Raw genomic sequence first — 15,040 nt, 5'->3', positions numbered from 1 at the left:
TTTTTACTCCACGGTGACGCTCTTGGCGAGATTGCGGGGTTGATCGATGTCGTGGCCGCGTTCCCGGGCCACGTGGTAGGCCAGCAGCTGCAGGGGCAGGATGGCCAGGACGGGGCTCAGGAGGTCGTGGGTGCGGGGAACGCGGAGGACCACATCCGCGTGCTTGCCGACCTCCCCGTCGTCCGCGTAGGCCACGGCGATCACGTACCCGCCCCGGGCCTTCACCTCCTGGAGGCTGCTGACCGTCTTCTCGTACACCTCCCGCTGGGTCAGCACCACCACCACGGGGGTGCCGTGGGTGATGAGGGCGAGGGTCCCGTGCTTCAGCTCGCCCGCAGGCATGGCCTCCGAGTGGAGGTAGCTGATCTCCTTGAGCTTGAGGGAACCCTCGAGGGCCACCGCGTAGTCCAGGCCGCGGCCGATGAAGTAGAGGTGCTCCGCCTCGCAGATCCGGCGCGCCAGCTGGATGATGTCCTCCTGGTCGTTCAGGACCTCCTGGACCTTGGCGGGCAGGTGCTGCAGCTCCTGGAGCAGGGCCTGGTGCAGGCCCGGATCGTACCCCATCCGGCGTTCCCGGAGGAAGAGGGCCAGGAGTACTTGGGCGACCAGCATGGCGAGGTAGGCCTTCGTGCTGGCCACCGCGATCTCCGGGCCCGCCCGGATGTAGAGGACGTCGTGGGCCTCCCGGCTTAGGGTGCTGCCCACCACGTTGGTGATGGCCAGGATCCGGGAGCCCCGGGCCCGGCACAGGCGCGCGGCCGCCAGGGTGTCCGCGGTCTCCCCGGACTGGCTGATGGTCACGGTGAGCGTGCCCGGTCCCAGGAGGGGATCCCGGTAGCGGAGCTCGTGGGCGTAGTCCGCCTCGACGGGGATCCGGACCAGGCGCTCCAGCAACATCCGGCCGTACAGGCCCGCGTGGAAGGCGGTGCCGCACGCGGTGATCCAGACCTTCTCAAGCCCCTCCACGAACCCCTCTGGGAAATGCACGTCTTCCAGGTAGATGCGGCCCTCGGGGGTGATCCGGCCCATCAGGGTCTCCGCCAGGACCTGGGGCTGCTCGAAGATCTCCTTCAGCATGAAGTGCGGATACCCCGCGCGCTCCGCCTGCTCCGCGCTCCAGGTCACGTGCACCCGATCCCGTCTCACGGGGGTGCCGTCCAGTCGGAGCAGCCGTGCCCCGTCCTTCGTGATCACCACCATCTCCCCGTCCTCCACCACCAGCACGTCCCGGGTGTAAGGGAGAAGGGCGGGGATGTCGGAGGCGAGGAGCATCTCGCCCAAGCCGAAGCCCACCACGAGCGGGCTGATCATCCGCACGGCCACCAGGCGATCCGGCTCCTGCGCGCACATGGCCACGAGGGCATAAGCGCCCCGGGCCCGCTGGACCGCCCGGCGAACGGCCTCCGCGAGATCCCCCCGGTACTCCTCCTCGATGAGGTGGGCGAGGATCTCCGTGTCCGTGTCCGAGCGGAAGACATGCCCCCGACGTGCCAGCTCTTCCCGGAGGGAAAGAAAGTTCTCGATGATGCCGTTGTGGATCACCGCGAACCGCCCGGACTCGTCCGCATGAGGGTGGGCGTTGGTGTCCGTGGGCTCCCCGTGCGTGGCCCAGCGGGTGTGCCCGATCCCCACGTGGCCCTCCACAGGTTCCCGCTCCAGGAGCTCCACCAGACGCCCCAGCTTGCCCGCGGTCTTCCGGACCGCGATGGCGCCATCATGGGCCACCGCGATCCCCGCAGAGTCGTACCCCCGGTACTCCAGGCGCCGCAGGCCGTCCAGCAATACCTCCACCGCGTTGCGCTCCCCGATGTACCCCATGATGCCGCACATGGATCCCCTCCAATTAAGGAAGAAGGGGGCGGACACCGATCCGGTCCCCGCCCCGCACCTTCCGCGACTCAGCTCGTGGCCGCGGGCGCTTCCTGCCGCACCACGTGGAACTCCTTCTCGAGCCGCTCCAGCCGCGCCACGATGCCGCCGTACTCCAGCTCGGAGTAGGGAAGCATGGCGGGCTCGAAGAACCCCTGCTTGCGCATCTCCAGGGCCTTGTCCACGATGCGCTCCCGCACGGGCGCCCACACGGGGTCGCTGAAGAGATCCACGGGTCCCGTGAGCTTCCCCTCGTGGAGGGCGAACCCCAGGGCGCACACCATGGGGATGCAGAAGAAGGTGCTCGCGGGGGTGTTCGCGGGCACGGGCAGGAGCGGCAGGTTGTGGCTCCCGCGGGTATCGCCGGCCACGAAGGCCCCCAGGGCAAAGGGTGGACCGAACTCCTCCGTGGCCGGAAAGATCTTCTGCACCCGCACGATGGCCACGGGATCGTCCTTGCCCACGTACCGGCCCGCGATGTTCCGCAGGCGCGTGGTGGAGACCACCACCGCCTGCTCCGTGGGGTACTTCCGGGACCAGATGGACTCGATCACGTAGCGGTGGGTGTCCCGCAGCAGGGCCGCGATGTCGTACAGGCGTTCCGGCGCATCCAACTCGATGATGCGATCCCCCTCCGTGTACTCCACGTCCATGATGCGGAACCGGAACCCGTCGTGGAGCTCCGTGCTGAGCAGCAGCCCGGGGGAGTACATGGGATCTGCGAAGGCCAGGTAGAGGGGCAAGTTGAAGGCACCCGGCTCGGTCTTGTCCGCGGCCAGGATCATGAGGGCCTCGTTGGGCCGCTCCTCGAAGGTCATCTCCGCCACCTGAGGCCCCATGCCCCGCACGTTGCCGCTGAAGGCGTCCACCAGGAGGTCCTGCCCGGCTCCGTACAGGCCTTGGGCTTTCGCCACCGCGGTGGCTGCCCGGAAGGCCTCCCACGCCAGGGCATGGACCCGCTCATGGCCAACCCCGTGGGTGTGGGTCATCACGATGGAGATGTCGTCCCCGCAGTGGAAGACGAAGGCGTCGAGGAGGAGCTTACCGCGCTCGGGGAAAACCCGATCCCGGACCGCCTGCAGGAGCTCCGCGCTGGGCAGGGTGTGCCCGCCGATGCTCCCGATGTCCGCCTTGATGATGCTCACGGTCACACGCATCCGGATCCCTCCCTTCGGAGATGTACCCGCTCCAGGAGCACGGAAGACTCCCCCGCACCTCCTGGGCTTCCCTCGGTTTTCAGGTCGGATGTCGGGCGCGAAGGGGGCAGCATCGCGCCCGGAAAGGCGTGAATCAGCTCTGCCGGCCAGGAGCCCTTTGTCCCGGGGTTACCCCCGCGGCTTTGTCAGCTCCCTTTTCCTCCACCGGATGGGTTTCCGGAGGCCCGCCGGCCGGGCCTGGGGTCACCCGCCGATCCGGAGCTTCCGCCCCGGTCGAGATCCCCCACCTCGTCAACCCACGGGAGGGCTTTCCCATGGGTCCTGGCGCTTCTCCCAACGGTTCCCCTCTCCCCTCCCTTCTCCGGACCCGCTTTGCCGGCCTTTCTTCGTCGGCCGGTCCGGCAGTCCTCTCCTGCTCCTCCAGTATACTCGGGAAAATCCTTCGAACGAAGGAAGTCCCAGGGCCTCTACCGGGTGGCGAGGAGGGCGATGAGGGTGCGGGCCACCGCGCGGGCGAGGGCGTGATGGCGCAGGCCCGCCCGCAGGGCAGCGGTGAGAAAGGGCCGGAACAGACGGGACTGGTACTGGGTATCGCCGTACTCCCCGATCACCCGCTGGAGATCCGGAGCTTGGACGATTCCGGCGAGGAAGCGGGAGACGTCCTCGTCCGGGATGCGGTCGAGGGCCCGACGCATCCACGCGGTGAAGGTGACCTCTCTCCCGAAACGGGCGCGCCAGGCCTGCTCGTAGGATCGCAGGGCCCCGCGCGCGCCCGAGAGGTATCGGGCCGCGGCCTGGGCGGCGAGCCGTCCCGCCACCAGGGAGTAGTAGATCCCTCCTCCGGAGGTGGCCTTTACGTGTCCCGCGGCGTCCCCCACCACCAGGAAGCCCGGCGCGTACGTGGGTCGGGCGTGCAGGAGGAGCGGGATCCAGCCGCCCAACCGGCGCACCACCCGAACCCCACGGGCCCGAGGCGAAAGGGCGGGATGGTTGCGGAGGAGATCCTCGAGGTAGGCGGCGGGCGGGCGCGGGGCAAGGTGCGGGTCCACGCACACCCCGATCCGGGCTTCCCGCTCTCCCAGCGGCATGAGCCAGGCAAAAAACCCGGGCGCCCATCGCCGGCCCAGGTACACCTCCACGGTGTCCGCCTCGTCGAGGGCGATGCCCGTGACCTGGTACTGGAGGCCCCGGAGCATCCGCCTGGGGGAGTCCACTCCCAGGAGGGTCGCGAGCCGAGCCCGCGCCCCCTCCGCGTCCACCACCACCGGAGCCCGGAACCGCAGGGAGGCCTGGTCCCGCACGGCTTCCACCACCATCTCATCTCGATCCCGGGTCACCGCGCACGCCCGGGTCCGAACGAGGAGCTCCGCGCCCGAGGCCAGGGCCTGCTGGACGAGCCACCGATCGAAGGCATCTCGGTCGACCACGTAGGAATCCGGGGTCTGGCGGCGAAGTGTGACGGGCCTGCCCTCCGGGGAGTACACGGTGGCCGCCCGGAGGGCGGTGCGGGCCAGGTCCTGGGGGATTCCGAACTCCGCAAACGCGTGCACGGAGAGCTTTCCCGCGCAGTGGGTGGGATCCCCGACCACGGGGTGCTCTTCCAGGAGGAGGACCCGCAGGCCCATCCGGGCCGCGGTCCAGGCGGCCATGCCGCCCGCAGGACCCGCCCCGACCACGATCACATCCCAGGAGGATTCCTTCATCTCCGTCCTGCCCGCACGAGGAGGTCCAGCAGCAGCCCCAGGAGGATGCCCGCGGCGTTCGCGGCCACATCCCCCAATTCCACGGTCCGCCATCCCACAAGTCCCTGCAGCCCCTCGATGCCTACCCCGTATGCCCACGCGGCCGCGGCCGCTCCGCAAGCTGAGAGGGGCCACCGTCGCAGGAGCACCACGAGGACCAGGAGCGCCACGAGGTGGGAAGGGGCACCGCTTAGGGGAAGTCCCGGGTTCACCTCTTCGGGAAGAAGGCCCAGGGTTCCCACCAGCGCCATCCACGCCACGGCACCCACGCGCCAGAGCCGGCCCAACCCTACGATCCCCCGGCCCGGGACCGGATGAGGTCCGCGAGCTCCCGGGCCAGGGCCTCCGCGACCCCGGCATCCTCGTGTTCCACCATGATCCGGACCACGGGCTCCGTGCCGCTGGGGCGCACCAGGAGCCGGCCGGCGCGGCCCATGGATTGCGCGGCGCGGGTCACGGCTCCCTGTACGGCCTCGTCCGCCAGGGCCGCCCGCGGATCCCGAACCGGGACGTTGTGCAGAACCTGGGGGAGGCGCTCCACGTCCGAGACGAGCTCGTGGAGGGGCTCGTCCGCGTCCACCATGGCGTTCACCAACTGCACCGCGGTGAGCAGCCCGTCCCCGGTGGTGGCGAGGTGGGAAAAGACGATGTGTCCGCTCTGCTCCCCCCCGAGCAGTGCTCCGGTCTTGCGCATGTGCTCAAGAACGTAACGATCGCCCACGGGGGCCCGCACCACCCGGATGCCTTCCCGCTCCAGTGCGCGTTCCACGCCCAGGTTGGTCATCACGGTGACCACCACCACCCGGGGCTCCAGTTTCCCCCTGCGCAGCAGGTGCCGGGCGCAGGCCACGAGGATGAGATCCCCGTCCACCACCTCCCCCCGACCGTCCACGGCGATCACCCGGTCTGCGTCCCCGTCGTGGGCGAATCCCAGGTCCGCCCCGTAAGCCCGGACCGCGGCCTGGAGGGGCTCCGGATGGGTGGAGCCGCAGCGCACGTTGATCCGGGTTCCGTCCGGCTCCTCGTGGAGAGCCACCACCTCCGCGCCCAGCAGCTCCCAAAGCCGGGGCGCCAGGCGGTAGGCGGCTCCGAAGGCGCAGTCCACCACCACCCGCAGACCGCGGACGGGCCGTGCGTGCGCCACGAGATAGCGGAGGTAGCGCTCCTCCCCGTCCACGAGATCCCGAACCCCTCCCACGCGGGTGCCCGTGGGCCGGGGCCCCGTTTCCGCGAGGGCCTGCTCGATCCGTTCCTCCACCTCGTCGGGGAGCTTGTAGCCGGTACGGTCGAAGAACTTGATGCCGTTGTCCTCGATGGGGTTGTGGGAAGCGGAGATCACCACGCCCGCATCACAGCCCAGGGCCCTGGTGAGGTAGGCCACCGCGGCGGTGGGGAGGATGCCGCCGCGAACCACGGAAACCCCCGCAGAGCAAAGCCCCGCGATCAGGGCCCCCTCCAGCATGGGGCCGCTCAGCCGGGTATCCCGACCCAGGAAGAACGCCCCGCCGCGGGGCGCGAGGACCCGGGCCGCGGCCCGGGCCACCTGAAAGGCCAGCTCGGGCGGAAGTGTGGCGTTGGCCACCCCTCGGATCCCATCCGTCCCAAACAGCCGGGCCATCCCTTTGCCCATTCTACGGCCGTCGCCGGATCCGCAGGGTGACCTCCGACGGTGTAGATGTCACCACCCAGATGCCCTGCGGTACCCGCACCTGCACGGGCCTTCGTGCGGTCCCGGGACCCAGTCCGGCCGCATCCACCACGGCCCGCACCTCCCCCTCCGGGAGGTTGACCACAGCTTCCTCGGACCCCACCACCCGGACCCGTACCCGATCGGGCTCCCAGGTCGCCTCCAACCCCGTGCCCAGCCCCTCCACCACCACGGGCACGTCCCGGATCTCCCGGGTCACGGGCGAGGGGAGGACCACGACCCGCACGGAGACCGCGGGGGGACCTTCTGGCTGCACGCGGTTTGGGAAAAGCACGCGCACCGTGTAGCGGGCTTCCCCCTGGAGATCCCGGACCTCGATGGGTTCCGTGGAGAGGAGCGTCAGGCGCGCCACCGCCTCTTCCGGACCCCGCACCCGCAGAAGGGGAGGCTGTACCTCCACCAAGGCGATCCGCGTTCCCGCGGGCAGGCTGGCCCGCACCTCGGGGACCACGGGCACAAGGCGCGTGAGCAGGGCCTCCTGAACCACGAGACGCACCTGGACCTGGGGAGGACGTACCTCCACCCCCTGCACCTCCTCCCCACCTTCCCCGAGGATCCGCACCCGCACGGTGACGGTCTGGGTGTTCTGCACCCCGCTGAGGTCCACGGAGGCCAGGGCCCGCCGGGCTCGCTGCACCGCGCTTCTGGGGCCGCTCACGGTGACCCGGGAAGGCCGGACCTCCGGTCGCTCCACGGCCATGCCCTGGGGGGTGCTGCCCTGGAGGGCCACTTCCACGGCGAGCTGGCGCTGCGTGAGGACGTCCACCGCCACCGTGGCCTGTTCCGGCACCACTTCCACCACCCGCACCCGGGGAGGAGCATCCACCCGGACGGGGAGACGGTGTTCCCCCGGCTCCGCATCTGCCAGATTCACCCACGCCGCCACGGAGCGGGGGCCGAGGTCGGCCAGGATTGCCCGAGGCGCCCGCACCCGGACGTCCACCCGGCGGGGTGCCCGCACCACGGCGAGGTCGGGAGGGAGGTTGCGGAGGGCGAGCTCCGTGCCGATCACCCGTTCCATCTCCGGATTCTGAGAGGCGGTCACCAGGTACCACAGGACCACCGCAATCCCTACGGAGAGGATCCGGTACAGGGTACGCTCCCGCCGACGCATGCCACGTCCTCACAGGCCTACCGCGCGGGCCCACCTGCCCTCTTCGGATCTCACGCGGGCCGGCTCCTCCACCAGGGCACCGGGCCCCGGGCGGGAGTGACCGCGAACAGGTTCAGCAAGGTGGCCCTGAGCTCTTCCTCGGAGAGCCCCCGCCGCAGGGAGCCCTCCTGGGCGAGGGAGATGGTCCCTGTTTCTTCGGAGACCACGATGGCCACCGCGTCCGTCCCCTCCGTGATCCCCACCGCGGCCCGGTGGCGGGTCCCCAGGGACCGGCTGAGCAGGGGGCTCTCGCTGAGGGGCAGCAGACACCCCGCCGCCACCACCCGGTTCCCCCGGACGATCACCGCGCCGTCGTGGAGGGGGGTGTTGGGATAGAAAAGGTTCAGCAGGAGGGGGACGGAGCACACGGCGTCCAGGCGGACGCCCGTCTCGATGAAGTCGTTGAGACCGGTCCGCCGCTCGATGACCATCAGGGCCCCGATGCGTCGCTGCCCCAGGATCCGGGCAGCCCGGGCGAGGTCGTTCGCCAGCCGCAGCGCCACGTCCCGTTCCATGGGAGCCGCGGCGCCCCACAGGAGACGGCCCCGGCCGATCTGCTCCAGCAGGCGCCGCATCTCCGGCTGGAACAGCACCAGCAGGGCCACGGGGATGATGCCGCCGAGATAACCGAGGATGGCCTGGAGGGTGTAGAGCTGCAACCAGGAGGCCAGGAGGTAGCCCGCCGCGAGGACGGCGATCCCCTGCACCAGCTGCACCGCCCTGGTGCCCCGGATGAGCATCATGACCTGGTAGACCACCACGGAGACGATGGCGATGTCCACCAGGTCGGTGATGCGAAGGGAAAGGGGCCAGCTCATCCCCCGAGCACCAGGGCCAGCAGGGCCTTCTGGACGTGGAGCCGGTTCTCCGCCTGATCCAGCACCACGGATCGGGGCCCGTCCAGCACCGCGTCCGTGATCTCCTCTCCCCGGTGCGCGGGGAGGCAATGCATCACCAGGGCCTCCGGACTGTGGGCGAGGAGAGCCTCGTTCACCTGGAAGCCCGCGAAGGCCCGGCGTCGCTTCTCCCGCTCGGCCTCCTGCCCCATGCTGGTCCACACGTCCGTGTAGACCACCTGGGCACCCCGCACCGCCTCCTCCGGCCGGTGGGTGAGCAGGATCCGGGCTCCCGTCCGCTCCCCGTAGTTCCGGGCGGCCTCCAGGATGGTCCGGTCCGGCTCGTAGCCTTCCGGCGTGGCCACCCGCAGGGAGAGCCCAACCTTGACCCCCCCCAGGAGCAGCGAGTGGCACACGTTGTTGCCGTCCCCCACCCAGGCCACCACGGTTCCCTGAAAGGTCCCGAACTTTTCCCGGATGGTCAGCAGATCCGCGAGGGTCTGACAGGGATGCTCCCGGTCGCTGAGGGCGTTGATCACAGCCACCTCCGCGGCCCGCGCGAGGTCCTCCAGCGTGCGGTGGCTGAAGACCCGGGCCGCGATCCCGTCCACCCACCGGCTGAGGTTGCGGGCCACGTCCGCCACGCTCTCCCGGACTCCCAGCCCGATGTCCTGCTGGGTGAGGGAGACGACATCGCCCCCGAGCTGCCGCATGGCCACCTCCAAGGTGACCCGGGTGCGGAGGGAGGGCTTCTCGAAGATGAGGGCGAGGGTCCGGCCCCGGAGCAGGCGATGAGGTCGCCGTACGCGTTGCTCCCGCTTGAGCTGGCTCGCCAGGTCGAGGATCTCCAGGATCTCCTCCCGGCTCAGATCCTCCATGGAGAGCAGGTCGCGCCCGCGGAGTCCCGAGCCCATGGCTACCTCGCGGCCTCCGTGCGGGACAGCCGGCCCACCCGCGCGAGCCACTCTTCCAGGATCCCCCGCAGTTGCGGGGTTGCCTCCTCGATCTCGTAGGTGACCCGTACCGCGGGCTTGTTGAGGCCGCGCAGCACCCGCGGCAGGTCCACGGGGGTCCCGAACACCACCACGTCCGCCTCCGCGCGGTTGATGGTCTCCTCGAGCTCCAGAAGCTGCTGGGGGGTGTAGCCGAGGGCGGGCAACACGTGCTGGAGATGGGGGTAGGAGGCGTAGGCCTCCCGGAGGGAGCCCACCGCGGCAGGACGGGGATCCACGATCTCCGCCCCGTACGCGCGGGCCGCGATGTATCCCGCTCCGTACCCCATGCCCCCGTGGGTGGTGGTGGGTCCGTCCTCCACCACGAGCGCCCGCCGGCCCCGCAGGAGGTCTGGCCGATCCACGGCCAGCACGCTGTCCACCTCCACGATGCGGGCCCGCGGGTTGACCGCGGCCACGTTGCGGCGCACGGCCTCCACATGCTCTCTGCGGGCCGTGGAGACCTTGTTGATCACCACCACGTCTGCCATCCTCAGGTTGGCTTCTCCCGGGTGGTAGTGCAGCTCGTGGCCGGGCCTCAGGGGATCGCACACCACCACATGCAGATCTGGCACGAAGAAGGGAAGGTCGTTGTTGCCGCCCTCCCACTGGATCACGTCCGCCTCCTGCTCCGCCGCGGCCAGCACCTGCTCGTAGTCCACCCCGGAGAACACCACCTGCCCCTGCCGCAGGTGAGGCTCGTACTCCTCCCGCTCCTCCAGGGTGAGGGAAGATCGCTCCAGATCCTCGAGGCTCGCGAATCGCTGCACCACCTGCGCCCGCAGATCCCCGTAGGGCATGGGGTGGCGGACCACCACCACCCGCTGGCCCAGTTCCCGCAGGAGGGCCGCGAGGTAGCGGCTCGTGGGACTCTTGCCCGCTCCCGTCCGCACCCCGCAGACGCTCAGGACCGGGCGGTCGCTGCGCAGCATGGTCTCCCGCGGGCCGAGGATTCGAAACCCCGCCCCCGCGGAGAGCGCACGGCTGGCCAGGTGCATGACGTGTTCGTGGCTGACATCGCTGTAGGCGAAGACCACCTCGTCTACCTGGTGGGCGCGGACGAGTTCCTCCAGGCGTTCCTCCGGCTCGATGGGAATCCCCTCGGGGTGGTGCGGGCCGCTCAGTTCTGGCGGGTAACGGCGGCCCGAGATGGCGGGGAGCTGCGCCGCGGTGAAGGCCACCACCTGGTACTGGGGCCGGTGTCGGTAGTACACGTTGAAGTTGTGGAAATCCCGCCCCGCTGCCCCCAGGATCAGCACCCGTGTTCTCGCCACCGGTCTTCCCTCCGCGGGCGGTTGCCCTTCCTTAACTTTAACACCGGATCCCCGGGAAGCGGCCCCTGAGCACGAGAAACGGAAAGGGGCGGCCTCCCGGCCGCCCCGGGTCTCCGGTTGTCCCGGAAACGCTAGCGCTTGGAGTACTGGAAACCGCGCCGGGCCCGCTTGCGCCCGTACTTCTTCCGCTCCTTCACCCGAGGATCCCGGGTCAGGAGGCCGTGCTGGCGCAGCACGCGCCGCAGGTCGGGGTCCACCTCCGCCAGGGCCCGGGCGATGCCGTGTCGCACCGCGTCGCTCTGGCCCGTCTGGCCTCCGCCCGCCACCGTGGCGTAGACGTCGAAACGTTCCAGGGTGTTCGTGAGGACGAGCGGCTCCACCACCCGCGCCCGCCGGGCCATGCCCACAAAGTACTCGTCGTAGGGCTTGCCGTTCACGAGGATCCGGCCGGACCCGGGTCGGAGGAACACCCGGGCGCTGGATTCCTTGCGCCGGCCGGTCGCCTGGACCTGGGGCACCGTGGCCGTGCTCATCCCTTCACCTCCAGCTTCTGGGGCTGCTGGGCCGCGTGCGGGTGGTCCGGGCCGCGGTAAACCTTCAGCTTGCGGAGCATCCGCCGGCCGAGCGGCGTCTTGGGGAGCATGCGCTGGACCGCCAGCCGGAAGAGTTCCTCGGGCTTGGTGCGCAGCAGCTCCCCGGCGGTGGCGGACTTGAGCCCGCCCGGGTAGCCCGAGTGCCAGTAGTACACCTTGCGCTCGGCCTTCCGTCCGGTGAGCCGCACCTTGTCCGCGTTCACCACCACCACGAAGTCCCCGCCGTCCACGTGGGGGGTGAAGGTGGGCTTATGCTTGCCCCGCAGGAGGCTCGCCACCTGGCTCGCCAGCCGGCCCAGGACCTTCCCCTGGGCATCCACGAGCCACCACCTCCGTTCCACCTCCGCCGGCTTCTGCTGGTAGGTCTTCACGCGTCCTCACCTCCGAATACGCCACCCGAGAGGGTACACGAGGGGCTCCCGGGTGTCAAACGGGACGGGGTCCGAGGACGCCCGTCGGGCCGCGGCCCTCGCGCCAGCCTGGGCTACCCAGACTCCCTCAACAGGTCGGCGGGGACGAAGAGGAGGTCGGGGACCCGGCCGCGCCGGTAGTCCCACCTCGTGGGAGGACGCATGCGGGTGCGCTCGGCCGGCCGCCCGGTCTGCGCAGAGACCACCGCGATTCCCAGGAGTCTCAGCCCGGGGGTGGTCCCGGACAGCCGGAAGCCGCCGAAGACGAACGCGAGGTAAAAGGCCGCCGACAGGGCCAGGAAAACGAAAAACTCTGGGTCTGACAGGCCGTCCCGCCTGTGGAGGCCGAGTCGGTCTTTCAGGCCAAGCCACACGGTCCACCCGGCCGCCGCGGCGGCCAGCACGTCCAGCAGGGAGGCGAGGCCGGCCCGCCACCGCGCCCGCCAGTGGGCCTCGTACAGCCTCCGGCGCACGGGGTCAGCCTCGAGACGGGCGAGCCATTCGGAGTACGCCTGCCGGTGGACAGGAGCCGCGACCCAGACCCTGTGGACCACCCACGCGACCACCGCCACGTCCGCAACGACCAGGATCGCGATCAGGACCGCCACCCAGGGCTCCACGGGACAATCCTACAGGGATTCGGCCGCGCCTGGGAAGGCAGGCTCCGAACTTCAGGGTCGCAATCCCCTTGGTTCGGGTCTCGGTGTTTCGTCTTGTGGGCAGCCTACCGATCTCCGCGCGCGGGCGCATGGGATCGGGTTCCCTTTCTGGTTAGGGACCGCTTCCCACCCCGCTTTAAGCCCTGTCGGCCAGCTCGAAGTACGGCGCCAGCTCCGCGAGCAGAAGGGCTCGGCTGGCCGGAGGCCCCGCGAACCCCAACCATTCCTGCAGCTTGCCGTACACGGCGCTCAGCTGGTTGGCCACGGTCCGCCGGCTGCGGTGCAGCCGGCGGGCGATGGCGGCGTTGTCCAGGCCCTGGCAGGCCAGGCGGGCCACGTCCCGCTCGGCCGGGGTGAGCCAGCGCTCCACGAACTCCCGCCGGCGGCGCATCCGCTCGCCCCGGACGATCTCCCCGTAGCGACGGATGGCCTCGGCTGGGTCGTCGAGCTCCGCCAGGGCCGCCAGCATGACCGCGGAGTCCGTCCACCGGAGCACGGGGACGGGGACGAGGTGGACGGGTTCTCCCGGATCCAGGTGCATCCTGCGGGGGGATCCGGGCGTCCACCCTTCGCTGAGCAGGTGCCAGGCGCGATCCTCGGGGCCGAACAGCAGCTGCGCCACCACCATGGCGGCCACGCTCATGACCTTGCGGCCGCCCGCCAGGGACAGGTGGACCACCGCGTGGCGGCGTTTGGCCTCGCGGACCGCGCGGTACAGGCTCGAGAGCAGGGCCCACACGTCCGCCTCCGTGCGGAAGTCGTCGAGCCTGGCCGCCTCGCCGCGGACCGGCACGGACCGCAAGACCGCGGGGTAGCGACCGGAGGCGAACTCCCGCCGGATCTCCCGCAGGCCCCGCAGCACGGCCGGGGAGGCGGTGTGGACGACCGTGACCTCCCCGATCTGGTGGCCGCGCTGGAGGAGGACGTCGAGGGAGATGGTCACCACCTGGGGCTCATGGCCCAGGGTGGCCACGAGGGCTTCCCCGCGATCCGTAGATCGTCGGGTCCGCTTCAGGTGGCGGGTCTGGGTTGCGGGTACCGCGCCCCCCATGTGGTCAGGAAGCCTGGGATAGCCGGATTCAGGGGGTCAGATTCTCCTCGGGGGCGGGGGTTCCTGCCATCGCGGCACACCGTGGGTGGAAGAGACCGGCACCCCCAACACGCCCGTCCTCCCCTCTACCCCCACCCGCTTCCATAGCGCCGCCAGTCAATCGGAGGGAGTCCCCACCGCGCGCGCCACGAGGTGAGGAGGGCCTCGATCCGCTGCTGCAGCAGTAGTCCGTCCCGAGCCAGGGCTTTGAGGTAGAGATCTCCGTAGCCGGTCCGCCCCGCCGCGAGGACCACGCCGTCGCCCTCCCGGAACTCCGGCTCTGCTCCTCCCCACCGCCAGAATCCGCTGCCCACGTACCTCGCGCCCTCCAGAAGGCCCGTCCCGTTGAGGGCTTCGACCGTGGGATCCAGGTGGAGGGCCTCGCGGTAGACGGGAGTTCCCTCCGCGTAAACCCCCAGATCCGCCGTGATCCGCCGGAAGGCCAACCGCTCTCCCCGGAGGATCCGACCCATGGCCCAGATCTCCAGAAACCCAAAGCGGGAACCTGAGGACAGGAACACCTCGGTTCGCTGGTGGTGTTCTGCCCCGGGGTACGGGATGGCGAGGCCCGGGTAATACTCCAGCTCCGCACCCTCCTCCAGGCAGAGGCACACCTGCTGGGCGGCCCTCAGGCCCTGCGGCATCCGGTGCACTTTGGTGGCGGATTGCTGCACCACCACCGCCTTCGCCCCTCGGCCCACGTGGATCTCGATCCCGAACCGATCTCCCCCCAGCAGGCCAGGCCCCACCGTAAGGATCTGGAGGAGGATCCGCCCCCGGGAGAGGGGAAACGGCCGAATGACCCGTAGAGGGCCGGCGCTCTCCAGATCTCCCACGCGGGTCCCCGTCTTCCCCGACTCCAGAAAGACCCGGAGCCTCCCCTCCACCGCAGCGGGCGCCCGGGGGTTCAGCATTCCGGGGTCCGGTGGCGGGCTTCCTCCTCGAACAGCACCTCCTCCTGGATCCAGCGGACGATCTGATCCAAGCCCTGTCCCGTCTTCAGGTTGGTGAACACGAAGGGCCGGTCTCCGCGCTGGGCCCGCGCGTCGCGCTCCATGACCCGGAGATCCGCGCCCACAAGCGGCGCCAGGTCAACCTTGTTGATCACGAGGAGGTCGCTGCGGAGGATGCCGGGGCCGCCCTTCCGGGGAATTTTGTCCCCTGCGGCCACGTCGATCACGTAGATGAACACGTCCACGAGCTCCGGGCTGAAGCTCGCGGCCAGGTTGTCTCCTCCGGACTCCAGGAACAGCAGATCGAGGTCAGGAAACCGGCGCAGCATCTCCTCCACCGCCTCCTGGTTGATGGAGGGGTCCTCGCGGATGGCGGTGTGCGGGCACCCACCGGTCTGGACCCCCAGGATCCGGTCCGCGGGCAGCGCTCCGGAGCGCACCAGGAACTCCGCGTCCTCGTAGGTGTAGATGTCGTTGGTGATGACGGCAATCCGGTACCGGCCGCGCATCGCCTTGCACAGCGCGTCCAGGAGCGATGTCTTGCCGGACCCCACAGGTCCCGCGACGCCGATCCGGGCCGGCTTCACGGTTCTCACCTCCTCTC

Annotated in this window: 15 protein-coding genes; all 15 read right to left on the bottom strand. The window is 70.3% G+C overall.

The genetic code is table 11. From position 1 onward, the window contains the following. Positions 1–3: 3 nt before the first annotated feature. The gene (glmS, locus tag QN206_05340; GenBank protein MDR7614230.1) at positions 4–1,830 is read right to left on the bottom strand and encodes a glutamine--fructose-6-phosphate transaminase (isomerizing); all 1,827 of its coding nucleotides are present in this window, start codon (positions 1,828–1,830) and stop codon (positions 4–6) included. A gap of 68 nt (positions 1,831–1,898) precedes the next feature. After that, on the bottom strand, positions 1,899–3,026 hold the full coding sequence (gene fbp / locus QN206_05335) for a fructose-1,6-bisphosphate aldolase/phosphatase (GenBank protein MDR7614229.1): 1,128 nt from the start codon (positions 3,024–3,026) through the stop codon (positions 1,899–1,901). Between the two features lie 467 nt (positions 3,027–3,493). Continuing rightward, positions 3,494–4,729, bottom strand: a complete 1,236-nt coding sequence (locus tag QN206_05330) for an NAD(P)/FAD-dependent oxidoreductase (GenBank protein ID MDR7614228.1) — start codon at positions 4,727–4,729, stop codon at positions 3,494–3,496. After that, complete coding sequence (locus QN206_05325) at positions 4,726–5,055, bottom strand: hypothetical protein (protein ID MDR7614227.1); 330 nt, start codon at positions 5,053–5,055, stop codon at positions 4,726–4,728. The genes QN206_05330 and QN206_05325 overlap by 4 nt, the downstream gene beginning before the upstream one ends. Positions 5,056–5,057: 2 nt before the next feature. Further along, the gene (gene glmM / locus QN206_05320; GenBank protein ID MDR7614226.1) at positions 5,058–6,386 is read right to left on the bottom strand and encodes a phosphoglucosamine mutase; all 1,329 of its coding nucleotides are present in this window, start codon (positions 6,384–6,386) and stop codon (positions 5,058–5,060) included. 13 nt (positions 6,387–6,399) lie between these two features. Beyond that, positions 6,400–7,590, bottom strand: coding sequence for a CdaR family protein (locus QN206_05315; protein MDR7614225.1), 1,191 nt, complete (start codon positions 7,588–7,590; stop codon positions 6,400–6,402). Between the two features lie 50 nt (positions 7,591–7,640). Further along, positions 7,641–8,447 (bottom strand): diadenylate cyclase CdaA, encoded by an 807-nt coding sequence (gene cdaA / locus QN206_05310; GenBank protein MDR7614224.1) that lies wholly within the window; start codon positions 8,445–8,447, stop codon positions 7,641–7,643. Continuing rightward, positions 8,444–9,379 (bottom strand): ornithine carbamoyltransferase, encoded by a 936-nt coding sequence (gene argF, locus QN206_05305; protein ID MDR7614223.1) that lies wholly within the window; start codon positions 9,377–9,379, stop codon positions 8,444–8,446. Before argF ends, cdaA begins: the two co-directional genes overlap by 4 nt. Before the next feature lie 2 nt (positions 9,380–9,381). Continuing rightward, the gene (locus tag QN206_05300) at positions 9,382–10,731 is read right to left on the bottom strand and encodes a cyclic 2,3-diphosphoglycerate synthase (protein MDR7614222.1); all 1,350 of its coding nucleotides are present in this window, start codon (positions 10,729–10,731) and stop codon (positions 9,382–9,384) included. Between the two features lie 131 nt (positions 10,732–10,862). Further along, positions 10,863–11,264: a 30S ribosomal protein S9 gene (rpsI, locus tag QN206_05295; GenBank protein ID MDR7614221.1), complete on the bottom strand. Its 402-nt coding sequence runs from the start codon at positions 11,262–11,264 to the stop codon at positions 10,863–10,865. After that, positions 11,261–11,695 (bottom strand): 50S ribosomal protein L13, encoded by a 435-nt coding sequence (gene rplM / locus QN206_05290; protein ID MDR7614220.1) that lies wholly within the window; start codon positions 11,693–11,695, stop codon positions 11,261–11,263. The genes rpsI and rplM overlap by 4 nt, the downstream gene beginning before the upstream one ends. A gap of 113 nt (positions 11,696–11,808) precedes the next feature. Next, positions 11,809–12,354, bottom strand: coding sequence for a hypothetical protein (locus QN206_05285; protein ID MDR7614219.1), 546 nt, complete (start codon positions 12,352–12,354; stop codon positions 11,809–11,811). Between the two features lie 175 nt (positions 12,355–12,529). Next, the gene (locus QN206_05280) at positions 12,530–13,366 is read right to left on the bottom strand and encodes a CRISPR-associated ring nuclease (protein ID MDR7614218.1); all 837 of its coding nucleotides are present in this window, start codon (positions 13,364–13,366) and stop codon (positions 12,530–12,532) included. A 203-nt stretch (positions 13,367–13,569) separates the two neighbouring features. Beyond that, positions 13,570–14,397: an urease accessory protein UreD gene (locus tag QN206_05275; GenBank protein ID MDR7614217.1), complete on the bottom strand. Its 828-nt coding sequence runs from the start codon at positions 14,395–14,397 to the stop codon at positions 13,570–13,572. Then, positions 14,391–15,023 carry an urease accessory protein UreG gene (ureG, locus tag QN206_05270; protein MDR7614216.1) on the bottom strand — a complete coding sequence of 211 codons (633 nt, stop codon included), beginning with the start codon at positions 15,021–15,023 and terminating at the stop codon, positions 14,391–14,393. The genes QN206_05275 and ureG overlap by 7 nt, the downstream gene beginning before the upstream one ends. Positions 15,024–15,040: the final 17 nt, after the last annotated feature.

This window comes from Armatimonadota bacterium, from assembly GCA_031460175.1.
In the GTDB taxonomy this organism is placed as follows: Bacteria; Sysuimicrobiota; Sysuimicrobiia; order Sysuimicrobiales; family Sysuimicrobiaceae; genus Sysuimicrobium; species Sysuimicrobium tengchongense.
Note: the sequence above shows the minus strand (reverse complement) of the source record. Positions and strands in the feature narration are given on the sequence as shown.

What these genes read in the sequence shown, in the direction of transcription:
- glmS (MDR7614230.1), bottom strand. Translation starts at nt 1,830, where the DNA reads ATGTGCGGCATCATGGGGTACATCGGGGAGCGCAACGCGGTGGAGGTA.
- fbp (MDR7614229.1), bottom strand. Translation starts at nt 3,026, where the DNA reads ATGCGTGTGACCGTGAGCATCATCAAGGCGGACATCGGGAGCATCGGC.
- QN206_05330 (MDR7614228.1), bottom strand. Translation starts at nt 4,729, where the DNA reads ATGAAGGAATCCTCCTGGGATGTGATCGTGGTCGGGGCGGGTCCTGCG.
- glmM (MDR7614226.1), bottom strand. Translation starts at nt 6,386, where the DNA reads ATGGCCCGGCTGTTTGGGACGGATGGGATCCGAGGGGTGGCCAACGCC.
- QN206_05315 (MDR7614225.1), bottom strand. Translation starts at nt 7,590, where the DNA reads ATGCGTCGGCGGGAGCGTACCCTGTACCGGATCCTCTCCGTAGGGATT.
- cdaA (MDR7614224.1), bottom strand. Translation starts at nt 8,447, where the DNA reads ATGAGCTGGCCCCTTTCCCTTCGCATCACCGACCTGGTGGACATCGCC.
- argF (MDR7614223.1), bottom strand. Translation starts at nt 9,379, where the DNA reads ATGGGCTCGGGACTCCGCGGGCGCGACCTGCTCTCCATGGAGGATCTG.
- rpsI (MDR7614221.1), bottom strand. Translation starts at nt 11,264, where the DNA reads ATGAGCACGGCCACGGTGCCCCAGGTCCAGGCGACCGGCCGGCGCAAG.
- QN206_05275 (MDR7614217.1), bottom strand. Translation starts at nt 14,397, where the DNA reads ATGCTGAACCCCCGGGCGCCCGCTGCGGTGGAGGGGAGGCTCCGGGTC.